14 protein-coding genes are annotated in these 17,898 nt (G+C 46.1%); 11 read left to right on the plus strand and 3 right to left on the minus strand.

Translation table 11 applies throughout. The features are described 5' to 3' along the window. Nucleotides 1-49 precede the first annotated feature (49 nt). The 8 genes from dapC to ACTXGL_RS13375 all read left to right on the plus strand — a co-directional run bounded on the left by dapC (nucleotide 50) and on the right by ACTXGL_RS13375 (nucleotide 9,023). On the plus strand, nucleotides 50-1,258 hold the full coding sequence (dapC, locus tag ACTXGL_RS13340; protein ID WP_443527215.1) for a succinyldiaminopimelate transaminase: 1,209 nt from the start codon (nucleotides 50-52) through the stop codon (nucleotides 1,256-1,258). A gap of 154 nt (nucleotides 1,259-1,412) precedes the next feature. Continuing rightward, the gene (locus ACTXGL_RS13345; protein ID WP_443527216.1) at nucleotides 1,413-3,365 is read left to right on the plus strand and encodes a DUF294 nucleotidyltransferase-like domain-containing protein; all 1,953 of its coding nucleotides are present in this window, start codon (nucleotides 1,413-1,415) and stop codon (nucleotides 3,363-3,365) included. A gap of 17 nt (nucleotides 3,366-3,382) precedes the next feature. Beyond that, nucleotides 3,383-3,988 (plus strand): 3'-5' exonuclease, encoded by a 606-nt coding sequence (locus tag ACTXGL_RS13350; protein WP_443527217.1) that lies wholly within the window; start codon nucleotides 3,383-3,385, stop codon nucleotides 3,986-3,988. 192 nt (nucleotides 3,989-4,180) lie between these two features. Continuing rightward, complete coding sequence (locus ACTXGL_RS13355) at nucleotides 4,181-6,160, plus strand: D-alanyl-D-alanine carboxypeptidase/D-alanyl-D-alanine-endopeptidase (protein ID WP_443527218.1); 1,980 nt, start codon at nucleotides 4,181-4,183, stop codon at nucleotides 6,158-6,160. 139 nt (nucleotides 6,161-6,299) lie between these two features. After that, entirely contained in the window at nucleotides 6,300-6,785 is a 486-nt protein-coding gene (locus ACTXGL_RS13360) for an ABZJ_00895 family protein (RefSeq protein WP_443527219.1), read from the plus strand. Between the two features lie 126 nt (nucleotides 6,786-6,911). Next, a complete protein-coding gene (locus tag ACTXGL_RS13365; RefSeq protein ID WP_443527220.1) occupies nucleotides 6,912-7,460 on the plus strand; it encodes a DUF421 domain-containing protein in 549 nt (182 codons plus the stop codon). Nucleotides 7,461-7,556: 96 nt separating this feature from the next. Further along, entirely contained in the window at nucleotides 7,557-8,045 is a 489-nt protein-coding gene (gene rlmH / locus ACTXGL_RS13370) for a 23S rRNA (pseudouridine(1915)-N(3))-methyltransferase RlmH (protein ID WP_443527221.1), read from the plus strand. 84 nt (nucleotides 8,046-8,129) lie between these two features. Further along, nucleotides 8,130-9,023: a DODA-type extradiol aromatic ring-opening family dioxygenase gene (locus ACTXGL_RS13375; protein ID WP_443527222.1), complete on the plus strand. Its 894-nt coding sequence runs from the start codon at nucleotides 8,130-8,132 to the stop codon at nucleotides 9,021-9,023. A 61-nt stretch (nucleotides 9,024-9,084) separates the two neighbouring features. Here ACTXGL_RS13375 and ACTXGL_RS13380 read toward each other — a convergent pair whose 3' ends face one another. Beyond that, nucleotides 9,085-10,578 (minus strand): amidase, encoded by a 1,494-nt coding sequence (locus ACTXGL_RS13380; protein WP_443527223.1) that lies wholly within the window; start codon nucleotides 10,576-10,578, stop codon nucleotides 9,085-9,087. A gap of 283 nt (nucleotides 10,579-10,861) precedes the next feature. After that, nucleotides 10,862-14,269 carry a DNA translocase FtsK gene (locus tag ACTXGL_RS13385; protein WP_443527224.1) on the minus strand — a complete coding sequence of 1,136 codons (3,408 nt, stop codon included), beginning with the start codon at nucleotides 14,267-14,269 and terminating at the stop codon, nucleotides 10,862-10,864. 560 nt (nucleotides 14,270-14,829) lie between these two features. Here ACTXGL_RS13385 and trxB point away from each other — a divergent pair. From trxB to ACTXGL_RS13400, 3 genes are read left to right on the plus strand one after another with little or no spacing between them, the layout of a single operon-like run. Next, entirely contained in the window at nucleotides 14,830-15,852 is a 1,023-nt protein-coding gene (gene trxB, locus ACTXGL_RS13390; protein ID WP_443527225.1) for a thioredoxin-disulfide reductase, read from the plus strand. After that, on the plus strand, nucleotides 15,853-16,665 hold the full coding sequence (gene aat / locus ACTXGL_RS13395; protein ID WP_443527226.1) for a leucyl/phenylalanyl-tRNA--protein transferase: 813 nt from the start codon (nucleotides 15,853-15,855) through the stop codon (nucleotides 16,663-16,665). A 33-nt stretch (nucleotides 16,666-16,698) separates the two neighbouring features. Next, on the plus strand, nucleotides 16,699-17,133 hold the full coding sequence (locus ACTXGL_RS13400; protein ID WP_443527227.1) for a MerR family transcriptional regulator: 435 nt from the start codon (nucleotides 16,699-16,701) through the stop codon (nucleotides 17,131-17,133). Between the two features lie 97 nt (nucleotides 17,134-17,230). On the opposite strand, the gene rimI is transcribed toward ACTXGL_RS13400, so the two are convergent. Continuing rightward, nucleotides 17,231-17,728, minus strand: a complete 498-nt coding sequence (gene rimI / locus ACTXGL_RS13405; protein WP_443527228.1) for a ribosomal protein S18-alanine N-acetyltransferase — start codon at nucleotides 17,726-17,728, stop codon at nucleotides 17,231-17,233. Nucleotides 17,729-17,898: the final 170 nt, after the last annotated feature.

Here is a 17,898-nt window from a genome sequence, read left to right on the forward strand (position 1 = left end):
ACTTTCTTTATAACTTTATTATTAATTGTCTATTATAGTTACCAAACATATGAATCACAACTTAGAGAATCTGCACCCCTATCCATTTGCAAAGATGGCAACGTTGTTGGCTGATAGCAAGCCTGCCAACGGTTACAGTGAAATCAAACTAGGTATTGGTGAGCCAAAACATAAGCCGCCTGCGTTTGTGCTGGACGTGCTAAGCGAAAACTTGGACAAAATAAGTCGTTACCCGACCACGAACGGTATGTTTGAGTTGCGTCAGACGATTGCCCATTGGTTAGAGAAGCGCTTTTTTCTTAATCATGTTGATGCTAATACCCAAGTACTGCCTGTAATGGGGACTCGTGAAGCGATATTTAGCTTTGTACAGGCCGTTGTCGATCAAGATACAGGTGAACCTGCGGTGTCACCGACCGTTGTCATGCCCAACCCGTTCTATCAGATATACGAGGGCGCAGCCATACTGGCACAAGCGGCGCCTTACTTTGTTCCTTGTACATCGGACAATGACTTTAAAGGTGATTATCGCGCTGTGCCGCAAGAGGTGTGGGCACGTACGCAGCTTCTTTTTGTGTGTAGTCCGAATAATCCAACCGGCTCGGTTATGACTATGGAGGATTGGGAATACCTTATTCGCCTATCGGATCAGTATGGTTTTATCATTGCTAGTGATGAGTGCTATAGCGAGCTATATTTTGATACCGCTCCCATCGGACTATTGCAGGCTTGCGCGGCGCTCGGTCGACGTGACTTTAAGAACTGCGTTGTCTTTCACTCTTTATCTAAGCGCTCAAACCTACCTGGTCTACGCTCTGGTTTTGTGGCAGGTGATGCCAAGATTTTGCAGGCGTATTTGCAGTATCGTACTTATCAAGGCTGTGCGATGCCGATACCACATCAGCTTGCCTCTATTGCAGCATGGCAAGACGAGAAGCATGTGGCACACAACCGTGCCCTGTATCAAGAGAAGTTTGCGCTATGGATGTCTGAGCTGGGTCAGCTGCTAGAGCTACGGATGCCAGATGCTGGCTTTTACTTTTGGATAAAAGTGCCTGAGCAGTTCGATGGTGACGATGAAGTTTTCGTCAAAGCCCTATATGAACAGGCTAATATTCACGCGTTGGCAGGACGCTATCTATCGCGCGAGGTTGATGGTAACAATCCTGGACAAGGGTTTGTCCGTGTTGCGCTCGTTGCTAGTGTCGATGAGAGCCGCGAAGCGATACATCGTGTTCGCAAATTACTAGGAGCATAGACAGCTACTTAGAAATTTTCACTCTAAGCAGTACAACAGTCTCTAACAACCTTAATATAAATAGGGTTGTTAGAGGCTTTTTGCATTAAGGGTTTTGCAGTAATAGTGCTATAGTAAAAGCTCTATTGCAGAATATGCCATCAAGGATGATGCCATGCCCCATCTTGATTTTACCCAGCCGCCATTTGATGTATTGAGCTTAGCTGAGCGTCAAAGCATCAGAAAAAACACTCAAATCCGCTACCTTGCTAAAAATGAAAGCTTGCCGATAGAAGAGATGCAATATCTGTATGTGGTCATTAAAGGACAGATTGAGCAATCGCTCGGTGGTGAGTTTGTTGCCTCCTATCTAGGGAGTAATCATTCTGATGATCCGAACAACAATGATTGGTTTGATAGCCGGCGTTTGCCTGAGTCACTCATCAAAAGCAGCACACAAAAAACTGAGAGCACACCTGTACAATCGTATCAATTTCGAGCCAATGAAGAGACCTTATTACTGCAAGTTAATGGCACCACCGTCGATAAGATCAGCGCACAAAATCATCTGGTACGACAAATGTTATCAGACAAATTACCAGAACGACTAAAAGCCTTGCAGCAGCGCCGTAGCAACTATAAAGCACGAGATCCTACCCGCTATACCAATCAACAAGAAGTACAGCAAATTATGCTACAACCGGTGAGAGAGGTTCATCTATTACCAGTACATATCGTCGATGCCAATAGCAGCTTATATGACGCTGCGCGTATCATGACCCAAGCTGGGCTAAAGCATGTGCTGGTACGACCGCTTGAACATATAGAAAATATATCAAGGACCGAAGACGAAATGCCGCTCGTGCTAGGTATTCTCACTGATACTGATATCTGCCGTGCCATCAGTGACAGACAAGATCCTGCCAAAACCCTTTGCCAGCGCTATACTAATTTTAAGCTACGTACCATCAAAGCCACTGACGAAATTGGTGACGCACTACTCACCATGACCCGCTACCGCATTCATAGACTGCCAGTAATTGATGGTAATGGTAGTGTCATTGGTGTACTGGGGCAAAGCGATATGCTGGCTCATATTGGTCATCATTCGCAGCTCATCAGTATTCAAATAGAGCAAGCAACTGATCTATCGAGCCTAGATACGGCAGTCGAACTCATCGGTCGCTATATTCGGGCGCAGCATCAAAACGGTGTAAAAATCGGTAATATCAGCCGGATGGTGCAGACCTTAAATGCACAAGTATTTACTAAGCTGTGGCAACTGATCGTACCTGATGAGGTCATACGCAACACTTGCCTCATCGTCATGGGTTCAGAAGGTCGCGGTGAGCAAATCATGCGTACCGATCAAGACAACGCACTCATCATTCGTGATGACTATACTCATCCTGATTTGGCGCAGTTTGCCGAGACGTTCAATACCCACTTAGCAACGCTTGGTTATCCGCTGTGCGATGGTAATATCATGATGACTAACACCATGTGGCGGCAACCCCTCAAACTGTTTACCGCACAGATTGGCTTATGGTTTAGAAACACTGATCCGATGCATGCTATTTACCTGTCTGCCATACTAGATGGAGAATACGTCTGCGGTGATGAGACCCTGCTCACACAGGTGCGTCAGCATCTAAAGCTTGCTCATAGACAAGCCGATCCAATGTTTGTACGTCAGTTTGCACGTGCGGCACTGCAGTTTGGTGATGTCAATCAGTGGTGGCAAAAGTTTGTCCCTTTGATAGGCGGTAAACCAGTATCAGCAGATATTGATCTAAAAAAAGCAGGTATCTTTCCACTGGTTCACGGTATTCGTGCCTTGGCAATAGAATATGATGTGCTCGATGTTCCTAGTAGCAAAGGTCGCTTAAAAGCCTTGGTACAGGCTGACGCCTTGAGCCAAGAGCGCGCCAGTACATTACTAGAGGCTTTAGAGTTCTTTATGGCGCAGCGTTTGTCAGTGGCTCTGTCAACCGATGACAAACACGCACGGCAGGTCAATCCGATGACGCTGACTGCCCTTGAACGTGATCTATTCAAAGAGTGTCTGGCAGTCGTAAAAAGCTTTAAGAATCAGCTGCGTCAACACTATCAGCTAGAAATAGCATAAATGGATGAGTAATTAATATGAGCTGGCTACAGCAGTTATCTCGCGCTTGGCAAAAGACGCAGCTACAGCGTCCAGAGCTAGAAACCATGTTCACCACACCTTTGGCTGAGCAGTGGGTAGCGATTGACTGTGAAATGACCGGAATAAATCCTAAAAAACATCATTTGCTATCTGTAGCGGCAATACATATCAATGGCAATACGATCAACACAGGTGATGGTATGCATGTGGTATGCAGGCCTCCTGTGATGCCAGATCGCGACACCATTGTCATTCATGGTCTGCGTACTGCCGATGTCGAACATGGTATGAGTTATGAGGATATGTTGGCGTTATTGCTACCCTTTATAGGCAATCGACCGATTGTCGGATTTTGCACACAGCTAGACATGGCGTTTTTGAATCCGTTGGTCAAACGTTACATGGGCACAGCGCTGCCAAACGACATTATCGACTTACGCCATTTACACAGTCAGCGTATGAGTGGTCAGGCCCAGAACCTTCTTGGTCAGTCTCAGGACTTAACCCGTATCCTAGCGCATTATGATATTCCTGAGCTTGGCACTCACGACGCTTATAACGATGCGATCATGACAGCGATGGCATTTTTGCATGTGCGCTAATATCTGCCATCGGTGATAAAATTGAGCTTGTGACAGCATGGGCGAAAACAGTAACTCATGTTACCATAGGCGGTTTTTACCACCTGATGAAACCTGCTCATGCGATACCCTGCTAAGTGCGATATACCCAAGCGAAATAATCATCCATCTATCACGCCTAAAATCAAAGCATGTATCAGGGGTTGTAATCGTATGCTGTCGTTCAACCAATCGACTAAACACCTATCTGTGTTGGCACTATTGTCAGCAGCGCTAGTGACGCCAGTTCACGCGTACGCCGCACTGCCAGACGCTATTCGATCGGCATTGTCGCGGGCCGATCTCACAGACTCGGATATCAGTATTGTCATCACACCCGTAGGTGATAAGAATACCAGTCGTCTGCCCTCTCCTATTCAGGTGACCGACAGCAGTGATTCTAATAAGCAATCGACGCAGGCGGCAGTAGCTAAAGATACAGCGACTGATATGACTACTGGCAAGAACCGCTCTAGCCATGTTGCAGATCATCCTGACCAGCAGAGCGCACTGATCACGATAGAACAGCGCACTATTGAAAAACACGAGCAAAAAATACACGCTTATACTGATGACCCTTATACTTATCAGAGTGTAGAAAGCATCCCAACCGTACTGCCTGACGACACACCTAAGTTGACTCATAATACGAATAGTGCTGTTGACACTAGTCGCACAGTTAACAATGAAAGCACCTCAATAAAGATTTCTTTTTCACCTTTGCTAGACCATCAGTCGGACATCCCTCGTACTCCTGCCAGCACTATGAAACTCGTTCCCAGTTTTATTGCTTTAGATACATTAGGAGCGGATTTTGTCTGGTACACACGGGTCTACCACACTGGTATCGTCATCGGCGGTCGCCTGTATGGTGATTTGATCATTCAGGGTAGCGGTGATCCAAAGATGACTCACGAGCGGTTGAAACAACTGCTTTATAAAGTACAAGCCTCAGGTATTCGCCACATCGATGGCGATATTATTGTCGATAGCGCTATATTTAAGAACGTAAGCGAAGATCCCGCTGCCTTTGATAACTCGCCTTTGCGCCCTTATAACGCAAGCCCCGATGGGTTTTTGGTTAACTTTAGCACTATCGGTATCAAAACCTATCCTTTAGAGAATGGTCAAGCCAGCCTAGTCTATAAGCCGCGATTGGCAAGCTATAACCTGCCAGATAAAATAAACACCCGCGAAGCTTCCTGTGGACAGGCAAGCTATAGTCTAGCGCCGCAGTGGCAAGCAGAGCAGCTCACACTCAATGCCAGCCTACCAGAGCGTTGCGGTGAGCATGTGTTTTATGTCGCGTATCCTAATGCGAAGGAGTTTTCCGCCTATGTCGTCGCGGCAAAATGGCAAGCGCTAGGTAATACCTTGAGCGGAAAAGTTATCTCGCAAGAGACGCCTTACCATAATCATAAAATCCGAAAGACAGCACCTAGTCTCACAGCTATTGCGATGTCACCTCTGCCGATAGTCAGCTTCCCTTCTTTGAATCTTACGCAGCAAATTCATGATATTAACCACTTCTCAAACAATGTCATGGCTGAGCAAGTAGCACTATCTATAGGGGCGTACGACAAATCAGAAATGGCGCCAGCCATGTCTGCTGGTGAGTCTATCTCTGATCCAAACAGCACATCAACAAGCAATAAAAAACCAAGTGCACAAGATGATTCTCAAAAGAGCGATAGCTTATATCAGTTTGGTAAACCTCATACAACCGATTACTCATCAGCCTTACAGACCATTGATCACTGGTGGCAAGCCAATCTGAGCACACCGTCCCCTTACCTAACCAATGGCTCAGGACTGTGCCGTAGCTGTACCATCACAGCCGCCAACCTTGCCGAGCTGTTGACGTATGCTTATGGTCACCCAAGCTTTGCCGCTTACGTTGACTCGTTAGGTATCGCAGGGGTCAGTGGCACAATTGCGGCTCATAGCGAGCGCTTACCTGAGTCGGCAGCGATTGGCCGAGCATGGATAAAGACAGGCACACTAAATAATGTCACCTCGATGGCAGGTTATGTTAAAGGGGTATCCGGTCAAGACTATGTGGTCGTTGGTATCATCAATACCGAGCAAGCGCTAAATCCTTATACCGCCAGACCCGTACTCGATGCGATGCTTGACTGGACCGCTCAGCGCTGACTCTAATAACATTTTTTGGCAAATCGTAAACACTCAAATAGGCACTCATCGTATTCAGTGTTTTGACGCAGGCACTATGATGTTTTGCTGCGTGTATTATCCCTATATCTCTACTATTTTATTTTACAAAGGTAAGCCTATGTCACGCCAGACAACCACACTCAATAAGTCGCCAGCGCTTACAACCACTCAGCCTAAACTGGCGCAATACGTCGGTTTTTTTGCAATTGGCTATACGCTTGCCAGTACGATATTTATGATGATTCAGACTCAGTTTGCGCTCAACTCACAACTGGTGATGGTGGTCTCTATCATTGTCGGCGCCTATATTGCTGTGAGCAAATTTATCAAGCATCATCAGCGAGCCTTGGCTAAAGGCGAAATCAATACCCTCATGTTTGGCGGCGTCGCTATTGTCTGGTTATTGACAGCTATTTATTTTTTGGCAATATGGTTTTGGTTGTTTGATATGGTCAGCCGTGAGGTATTGTTTGAGATGGCGATGGTACGTCCGCTACCACTGCTCTCTTCTCTGGTGATGATGTTTGTATTCACTTTGGTCAGCGCGCGCCTTAGCATCTGGGTGATCAATCATTTTTTGAACCCTATACATAAGAACACCTAAGCACAGCCAACTGTCTACAAGGTACTACAAAGTTTTCCCCTACTCATACGTAAAATCCGTTAGGCTAACTTTAACGAGTAAGATTTTAATGGTTATGTGTTTTATCTGATAAGAGGAGCAAACATCATGGAAATGGTCTTTTTTGATAACATAGATAAGCTTGGTCGCATTGTTCTGACAACGGTCATGGTCTATGTGCTAATCGTACTGGTCACCAAAGCCTCAGGTAAGCGATCGACGTCACAGCTCAATAACTTCGATTGGATCGTCACGGTCATGATTGGCTCGTTGGGCGCCAGTACTATTTTGCTAAAAAACATCCCATTCATCGAAGGGGTATCTTCTATTTTAGTATTGTACCTCTTGCAGTTCTTGGTAACCAAGTACGCCTCTATCTCGCCGCAATTTAGTAGTGTGATTTTGTCCGATCCACGGATTGTGTTTTATCAAGGACAGTTTTTGCCAGAGGCGATGCGCGCGGAGCGTTTAACGCGCCAAGAAATCGAATGTGCGATGCGCGCTGAAGGTATAAACAACTTTGACGACATTGAAGCCGTTGTCTTTGAATCTGATGCCAAGCTCAGCGTGATTCCAAAACCAAAACCATCTGATGAGAACGATGATAGCCAAAGTAAAGATCGTAGCGTATCAGAAACGCTCAAGCCGTTGATGTGAGTTTTTGAAGATAACGTAGTAGATATCGTGTTGTCGTATACACAGTAGTTTTCGTGATGATTTTGATAGTTATTGATAATTAAGTTGGTAGGTATTATGAAAGTAAGAATTTTGAGCGTTGGTAATAAAATGCCGAGCTGGGTACAAACAGGGTTTGATGAATACTTTAAGCGTATTCAGCCGATGCTAAGCACAGAGATTGTAGAGATTGCTGCCGCAAAACGGGCAAAGAACCCATCAGATGCCAATCTAGCACAGTACCGTGAGCAAGAAGGTCAAGCGATATTGGCCGCGCACAATGCTGCAAGCCGTGAGCAGCTATGGGTACTCGATGTCAAAGGTAAAATGCTATCGACCGAGGGACTGGCAGATAAACTCTCAGGTGCCATGCAGCAAGGCGATGATATTGCCTTGGTCATTGGCGGTGCAGATGGGGTATCACCAGAAGTGCTGGCAAAGGCAGATGTAAAATGGTCTTTGTCGGCGCTGACATTACCGCATCCTCTAGTTCGTGTTGTTCTCATGGAGCAGTTATACCGCGCGATGAGTATCAACAACAACCATCCTTATCACCGTGGTAATTAGATACGAGCCATAACAGCGGTCTTACTCTAAAATATCCATCAGACAACGGATTGAAAAACCAGCGCGCGCCCTAATAAATGCTACATGAAATATCCAAAACGCGCGACCTCTAACGCCTCTCAAATTACGCAACAGCGTGATCATTATCACGATAGTGCACCGACGCCCATTACCTCTGCCGCGGCATGGGACAGTGCGTCTGCGGTAATTTCTAATACGGCCAAACTACCGGCACTGTTTATCTCGCATGGGGCACCCACACTTGCAATTGAGCAATCTGCCACAACCAGCGCACTAGCACGTATAGGGCAAAACCTACCGAAACCACGTGCCATCGTCATTATGTCGGCACATTGGCAATCAGCAAAGCTCGAGATTAGCAGTAACCCGCAGCCAAAGACGTGGCATGATTTTTCGGGGTTTTCGCCTGAACTGTACGAGCTGCAGTATCCTGCATCAGGTCAGCCAGCGCTAGCTGAGACACTTGCTCAGCAGCTCACCGCACGTGGTATCACCTGTAGCGTCAACCCAATGCGCGCTTGTGACCATGGGGTGTGGGCGCCGCTGAGACATCTGTACCCAGAGGCAGATGTACCTATTGTCCAAGTATCCTTGCCGCAGCATTATGACAGTATCGCCTGCTATCAATTGGGGGCGCAGCTTGCGCACCTACGTGATGAGCAGATACTTGTGATTGGTTCAGGTAATATCACTCACAACCTGCAAGCACTACGCTGGGAAGCCGATAGTATCGATCAAGCGGCCAAAGCCTTTAAGCAATGGTTGCTCCAGCAGCTCAAGATAGATATACCTACTGCCCTCGACTGGCAACAATACCCTGAGTACAAAGACATTCACCCAAGCGACGAGCATTTGCTACCGCTGTTTTTTGCGTTAGGTGCCGGTCAGCGCGTCTCTGTCGTTCATCAAAGCATGGCGCATCATAGCTTGGGCATGGATATTTATCGCTTTGACTAGCTCCTGTTTATTAGCGCCTACTTATTATTAGCGCCTACTTATCTAATCAAAACGCATAAAACTACTTCTCAAAAGCAGGTTTAGTAAATAAGCCTGCTCGTTCTATCTCACCTGCTAGACTCAATAAGGTCGCCTCATCATTCATACGGCCGATGAGCTGCATACCAATCGGCAAGCCTTTTTTGCTCATGCCGACAGGTACTGACATAGCTGGCAACCCTGTAATATTGCCCAATAGTGTAAAGCCCATTTTTCCTAATACAGGGGCGCTCAGCTTTTCGATCATGCCTGACTTAAAGGCGTATCCACCCATATCAAACCCTTTATTGAGCACTCCAGCACTACGCATCATCATCTCATCCATGCGACTAGGTGGTAGCACACCATGTTTGACAGCAGGCGTCGGTACGGTCGGGGACAAAATCATATCGTAAGTATCTAATAACAGACCCGTTTGATATTGACTGTGATGCCAACCGTGCTTGGCATGGACCAAATCTACTGCCGATAACGAGCGTCCAAGTAGCGCCATATTATAGGTTTGCGGCTCTAGGTTTTTGATATGCTCAGACCCAAACTCCCGCTCGATATTATCAATCGTAAAGGCAGTATGTGCGCACACCACTACGATAAAGTCGTGCCAAAACTGCTCGATATTGATATCTGGCTCAGCGTGTACGACCTGATGCCCCATAGACTCTAGTTGCTTGGCGGTTTGCTCTAGTACAGCAAGGACTTCTTTATCCACGGCAGTATTGGCGATCAGTGGCTGCTGCTGCAACGCAATTTTGAGTGGTCTGGGCGCACGCATCGCCGCTTGCAAAAAAGTCCCATCTGGCGGCGCAATGACATATGGCGCCCCAATCTCTTCACCACTCGTGGCATCGAGCATCGCGGCACTATCACGTACTGAGCGTGTGATCACATGATCGGCAACTGCCCCGTCCCAGCCTTCACCAAGATTAGGTCCCATTGGGTTGCGTCCGCGGCTGGGTTTTAGTCCAAATGTACCGCACCACGCAGAGGGAAACCGTATCGAGCCGCCACCGTCACCGCCGCCTGCCATCGGTACGACACCGCTCGCGACTGCTGCTGCACTACCGCCTGATGAGCCACCAGAGCTATAGCCTTTTTTAAACGGATTGTGAGTGGCGCCATGCGCTTTTGGCTCGGTGGTGATAATTAAACCAAACTCTGGCGTATTGGTCTTACCGAAGGTGTTGACGCCTGTCGACTTCATTCGTTTGACGATTTCGCTGTCTTGTGCTGAGATGATATTGACACTACGGCTACCCATCGTAATAGGCTCATCAGCGAAGCTAAATGACAGATCTTTGAGCAAGTAAGGTACACCCGTAAACACACCAGATGGCAGTCCTGCCTGCGCAGCATCGTAAGCGCGCTCATCAAATCGATGCACAATGGCATTGAGCTTGGGGTTCACTTCATTGGCTTGATAGACCGCGGCGTCCAACAGCTCCTTTGCACTGACGTCACCTGCATTGACCAATGCCGCTAACCCTATGGCATCATACTGAGTATATTCTTTAAACATAACTGACCTTCCTTGGAGAGTAACTGTCGTAAATTTTGGGATGATTGCTTTTTAAAATATATACATATTTGCCTAATATACTTCTTTTAGTTTAGTACAAAAAGCCATCACGAATAATGGATAAACAAACTCATTAGTCATTTGAAGTATTCAGTGACGTCTACTTGAATATAGACACAGTTCACTTCAACACTTTCAACTTAAAGATATCTATCTTAATTTAAAGCAAAAAAAACGAGCCACTTTCGTGACTCGCTTTTCCGTTATCAACTTGAACCTATCGCTACATCAATAGTTCACGCTTACCACTTTTGCCCATAGAGCTGACCAATCCCGCTTCTTCCATAGAGTCAACAATACGCGCCGCACGGTTGTAGCCGATACTAAATTTACGCTGGATACTAGAGGCTGAAACCTTGCGCGTTTCCATGATAAAGGCGACCGCATCATTGTATAGGTCATCGTCTTCACCAGAAGCATTGGCACTACCACCGCTACCCGGACTAGACAGCTCAAAGTTCCCCGCCATATTATCGATATAGTCAGGCGCACCGCGCTCACGCCACGCATCACAGACACGGTTGACCTCTTCGTCACTCACATAAGCACCATGCACACGATCTGGCTCAATCTGCCCAGGTCCTAAGAACAACATATCACCGTTGCCCAGCATATCTTCAGCACCGCCACTATCTAGGATCGTACGTGAATCGACTTTTGAGTTGACTCGTAGCGCTGCACGCACGGGAATGTTTGCTTTGATCAAACCAGTAATAACATCGACGGATGGACGCTGTGTGGCTAGCATCAGATGGATGCCTGCTGCCCGTGATTTTTGTGCCAAACGCGTGATGAGCTCTTCGGCTTGTTTACCAACCTGCATTATCATATCCGCAAACTCATCGGCGACAATAACAATCATCGGTAAGGTTTTGAGCTTTGGTGCTTGACTGATACTGACGCTATCGTTCGGTCGCCATAGTGGGTCGAGCATAGGATTGCCTGATTGTTCTGCTGCCATGACCTTTTTGTTGAACTCATTGAGCTTACGCACTTTGAGTAGGCTCATTAATTGATAGCGGCGCTCCATCTCTGCCACACACCACGACAAGCTACTGGCAGCCTCTGTCATATCAGTGACTACCGGTGTTAATAGATGCGGAATGTCATTATAGTTGGCAAGCTCAAGCTGCTTTGGATCAATCAAGATCAGGCGCAGCTCGTTGGGCGTATATTTGAGTAGCATAGAGAGCAGCATCGAGTTGACCAGTACTGACTTACCAGAGCCTGTCGTACCAGCAACCAGCATATGCGGCGCGCGCGCAAGATCAGTGATAATAGGGTTGCCACCGATATCTTTTCCCATTGCCATACTGATTTGTGCTTTGGGGTCTTTGAAAGTATCCGTATTTAACAGCTCAATTAAGCGTACCATTTCACGTTTTTTATTGGGTACTTCGATACCGATATATGGCTTGCCCGGTATTACTTCGACCACACGTAGTGACGCCATAGATAGTGAACGCGCCAAGTCACGCGAGATACCCGTTACCTTACTCGCTTTGACACCAGCAGCCAGCTCTACCTCAAAACGAGTCACAACAGGCCCTGGGATAGCGTTAACGACAGACGCTTTTACATTGAACTCCTGTAGCTTAATCTCTAACAATTCAGATAACTGTTCAAGCTCAGCGACGGTATAGCTAGGCTTACGGTCAGGATCGGGCTTATCCAGTATAGAGACCTCTGGAATGGGCGTAAGGCTGCTGCGATAGGCCGCCGTTTGCATAGAGCGTGATTTTTGACTGAATGCTGCATCATCGCTAATGTGCGGCATAACTGGGGCACTCGCATTCTTAGCACTGTCATCTTCTGGCATCATATCCGTGATATGGTTGCTGCTATCACCCTCAGGTACAGCAAAACTAACAGATGGTTTTGCTGCGGTTGTTGGCTGTGTGTCTGCAACTGGGCTTACCGATTCTACTGTTGGAGCTGCCTTCGGGTTTGCAGGTGGTGTATTGGTTGGTGTCATATCTGAGGTATCTGACACGGTTGGTACGACGTCCATTGCTGCTGCAATCGGCTCTTCAGATACAGATAGTGATGCCTCATCATACGGCTGTTCTGCTGGCTCAGCAGCTGGCTTAGGAGACGACTTATCTGTAGAGCTAGCGGTTACCTGTGGTATGGGCTCTATTATTTGTTCCTGTACCGCTTGTTTAGCGACAGGTTGTTCAATTGCAGGCTTTTCGATTACTTCCTGAACTTTAGCCTGTTCAACTTCAGGTTGCTCAATGACGGCTTGCTCAACTCGAGCCTGTTCCGTTATAGCAGTATCTTGAATACTCTGAGAGTCTTGCATTGCACCGTTTGTGGCAGGTTCAGATAGATCACCATGCTCGGCCAGCCATGCTTCTGCTAACTGATCGACGCTTTGGCTCGTATCACTTGATTGAGTTGTTTCAGGCTCATTAGCTTGTAGCTGATCAGCGAACTCCTGGTTATATTCAGCAGGTTCAGTCGCAGCTGTTTGCGCAATTGGCATCGTCTGGGAGTTTGATGCCCGCTCCTCTTCGGGCATGTCTATAGTCGTGTCTGTCTGAGTATAGTTAAGTACAGGCGCACTAGAGCTCTCTATACTGCTGGCACCATAAACCATATGCTCACTCGCGAGCAGGTCATCAACCGTATTAGCATCGTTCCATGCAAAACTTGGCTCGACTTTTCGAGCAGGTATCGCGGTAGGAGCTGACATTGCTGGTGGTGCCATATGGTTCGCTGCGCTATCAGCCATAACACTGGTAGTCGCCGCCGCTGTATATAGTGGTGCACTTTTCTCATCGCTTGACGTAGTGGCTTCTTTTGCGGTCGCTATAGAGGCTTTGACGCTGTCTGCTAACCCTGATGTCGACAAGAAATCTGACAACACATTACTGAATCGGCTACTGTTATCTACCTCATTAATACTATCAGTATGATCAGCTGATTGCAGCTTAAGTGGCAGTTGTTCATGCTCTACTTGCTGCTCAGCCTGATCATCTACGCTGTGGCTATCGTCTTGTGACGCACTGATTGGCAGAGTAACGTCTACAGCCTCTTTGTTTTTTACGCCTGAGCCAAGCCACGATAACGCCGTAATCTTCTGATATATCGCAAGCCAATGAATATTGAAAGCAAAAGTAGCTGTAATCACGACGAATACCGCCAAGAAAGCCACACTACCCCACTGCAATAGTAGCTGCGCCAAGCGCTCTTGTAACTCAAGACCGATAATACCACCAGCAACACCTTCAAGTCCCATCGATGCAGGGTTAGTCACTTGTTGAATTAGGGCGACCAGTTGTGCAAATAACGCACTAGCAGTCAGCAACAAAAACACGTAAGCGACCAGTCGCATGAGCCAAAACGTGGGTTTATTGTCCCACCAAATAAGAATCGACTCATAAACGACAAATGCTAAAAACCACCAGGCACCAAACCCAAAAAAGCTGTAGAGCAAGTCAGATAACCAAGCACCCGTCTGACCACCCATATTATTGATGGTTGTCATGTCACTACTAATATGCGACCAGCTAGGATCATTACCTGTGTAAGTCATTAGAATGACAAACAGATATACGGCCAGTATTAACCCAAGGAGGGTAAACATTCCCTTTTTTAAATACTCAATATGCGGTGCTGATATCACGTAAAATCTGCCTTGTTGTTAATACTAAATGGTCGCCAACGCATGACTAAGCCTAATCATGCTGACATAAAGTGCTGACATAGATGTACCTCGCAGAGTGTTTTTGGTAGGGAGGCATTTATCATAAGACGCTAGCATCATAAGAACGCACAACCGTCATTGTCACCCAAACCCTACCTCACTCGGCATAACTCCTTATAATAACAAATACATAGGTACAGTGGCGACAGTCTTATAAATAAAGCGTGTAGGAAAGTAAATCGAGACGCTATTTGTGCAAAAAAACCGTCCACCAATAGAGTATTGCTAACAGAATACTGCTAGCGGTTTTGTACAAACGCTATAAAATACCAGCTGTTTCTAGCGCTAGTATTTCAAGGTTATTATGCTTTGATTCTAATGATAGCTGTGTTTGTTTTAGCAAACTTGCACTTTTCGACCTATGCCCTTATGTTATTATCACACAGCAATTAGAAAAACCATATTAGTCATAATTTTTGATTTTTTTATTATATTTATAACTAACATTATTCATTCGTATTTTTAGAAAGGAACACCTCATGGCAACTGACACTACTGCTCCACGTCACGAAAAACTTATTATTTTGGGCTCAGGTCCTGCTGGTTACTCTGCTGCGGTATACGCTGCACGTGCCAATCTTAAACCAGTTATGGTTACAGGTATGGAAGTTGGCGGTCAATTAACGACTACCACCGAAGTCGATAACTGGCCAGGCGATGCACATGATTTGACAGGTCCAGCGCTGATGGAGCGTATGAAGGCGCATGCTGAGCGCTTCGGTACAGAGTTGGTTTATGACCATATCAATGAAGTCAATCTAAACGAGCGCCCATTTCAGTTGTCAGGTAACAACGGCGACTATACTTGTGATGCCTTGATCATCTCAACAGGTGCGTCTGCACAGTATTTAGGGCTAGAATCAGAAACCAAATTTAAAGGGCTTGGCGTATCTGCTTGTGCCACTTGTGACGGTTTTTTCTACAAAGACCAAAAAGTCGCTGTGATTGGTGGTGGTAATACCGCCGTCGAAGAAGCCTTATATCTGTCTAATATTGCTTCTGAAGTCACCTTGGTGCATCGCCGTGATAGCTTACGCTCTGAAAAAATCCTACAAGACAAGCTGTTTGAAAAAGCCAAAAATGGCAATGTCAAAATCGAGTGGAACCATCAGGTAAAAGAGGTGGTTGGTGATGATATGGGTGTCAATGGTGTCGTTATCGAATCAATGATTGATGGTAGCACCAAACAACTAGACGCAATGGGTATGTTTGTCGCGATCGGTCACAAGCCTAATACTGACCTATTCACCGGTCAATTGGACATGAAAGATGGCTATCTGACTGTCAATAGTGGTCTCAATGGTAACGCTACACAAACTAGCATTGAGGGTGTATTTGCAGCTGGCGACGTCGCTGATCATGTTTATCGTCAGGCTATTACCTCTGCTGGTACAGGTTGTATGGCAGCACTTGATGCTGAAAAGTACTTAGATGCTATCGGTGAAGCAACGGCGAAAGACCATACGTATGCATCAACCCTAACTGCTGATCAAGAAGAGTAAATGGATAACTTCACGCAGCACGATGATACCACTCAATACATCACGCCTGAGACTCTAAAAAGTCTTGGGCGTTATGACTTTCCTAATCCTATCTCTGTCGATCCTGATGGGATTGGCATTGTCGCGATGGGCGGCGATCTAACACCCGAGACATTAATATCTGCTTATGCACGGGGACTATTCCCGTGGTTCAATGAAGACGAACCTATTGCTTGGTGGTGTCCTGAGCCACGCTGTGTGATAGTACCATCTGATTATCAACCGAGTAAGTCGCTACGTAAGCAAGCAAGCCGCGCGCGTTGGCAGTTGACACTCAATCAAGCTTTTGATGAGGTCATACACGCCTGTAGTCTACCGCGAAGCGATGGTCTTAATAATGACTTGCCTGAAGGCGAGCATACTTGGATTCATGATGAGATGATTGAGGCCTATACCAAATTGCATGCGCAAGGCTTCGCCCACAGTATTGAGGTCTGGGATGAGAAAGGTCAGCTGATTGGCGGACTTTACGGACTAAAAATAGGCAATATTTATTTTGGCGAGTCTATGTTCCATCGTGCGTCCAATGCCTCAAAGATAGCCTTCTGGGGTTTGATGCGCTTATGCGAACAAAGTCACGTGGCACTCGTCGATTGCCAATTGCCAAATGATCACCTCATGAGCTTGGGCGCTACCACCCTGCCGCGTACTGATTTCCTTGCCCAGTTAGATAGCCTGATAGGTCATCGTTTTGTTCAGTGGGATTACAGCTTGCACAAACCATTAGCAGTGACGCGACTTGATACTACAGAGCCTTGGCAACGCATATCATGATAATGACAATAGCTAAGCAACAACGAGGTTTTTATGGCGCTTGATATCTCATTTTTGTTGATCGGAGAGCTGGCAGCGAAGGCCAATACCACCAAAGACACGGTACGTCATTATGAGCAGTTAGGTCTGCTAAAATCACGTAAACGTCAGGCAGGGTCACGCTTGTATACGGAGTTTCATCCTGAGTGTATCGAACGTATTGAGTTGATTAAGAGTGCACAAGCTATTGGCTTCACCCTCATCGAGATCAAAAACAGCTTAAACGATTATTACGATGGTCAACTGGATATTGATTTGCAGCTCATGCTGACTCAGCAAAAGCTAGAACAAGTCAAAAAACAACAAGCCAATATCAGTATGATGGTAGAGCTACTGAGCGAGCGCATCGACATTCTTGTTCAGATGCAGGCAGATAGTGAGTATCAGCTGGATATTGAAGTTTGTAAAAAGACGATACCTTCACAGTAAGTACGCTGAGCGCCGTAACCATAATAACTCTGCTTGATATCCCGTACTTGCCTTCAGAAACACTACTATCTTGACTATCAACTAGATTTCCTCCAGTCTACTCGGTATAAGTGTGCTGCATAATAAGCGCATCAACTGCTGGCTGATGTGATGATTGATAGTAGCCTTTGCGCTTATGGATCACGACGAAGTTTTGCCGCTCATATAACGCAATCGCCGCATGATTATTTGCACGCACCTCTAACAACAAACTTTCCACTTGATTACTCTGCAAAAATTCATGTAGCTTATCAATGGTCTGTGAAGCAATACCTTGTCGTTGATAATCAGGATGCGTACCAATACGCAAAATCTCTGCTTGCTCAAATATCATCTGATATAAACAATATCCAATCACTTGTTTATCTTCAGTCCACTCTTCTTTCTCTTGTTTATAGACTATTAGCATATTAGTACTGTCTTGCTCAAGCAGTTCAAGCAAAGTCTGATAGTTCCAAGCGCTTTGCGACTGAACGATGGCTTCGATATTGGCTACGGCTTGAATCATTTTCTCAGAATCTGCTGCATTGAGTGCTAACGCTTCTATCGCAAACATGACTGTCCTTTTATGCTTGTCATTTAATTAGTCTTACCGTTTAGTTCAGTTTAGATTATATAAGTAGATAGGCTACATTATTTATTATTTACTACAAAAAAAGCCACCCTAAATAGGGTGGCTTTTTTATGACTAGCTCATAAGCTCATTACTGAGACTTAATGATTAGT

It is taken from the genome of Psychrobacter sp. T6-6 (genome assembly GCF_052258185.1).
GTDB lineage: Bacteria > Pseudomonadota > Gammaproteobacteria > Pseudomonadales > Moraxellaceae > Psychrobacter.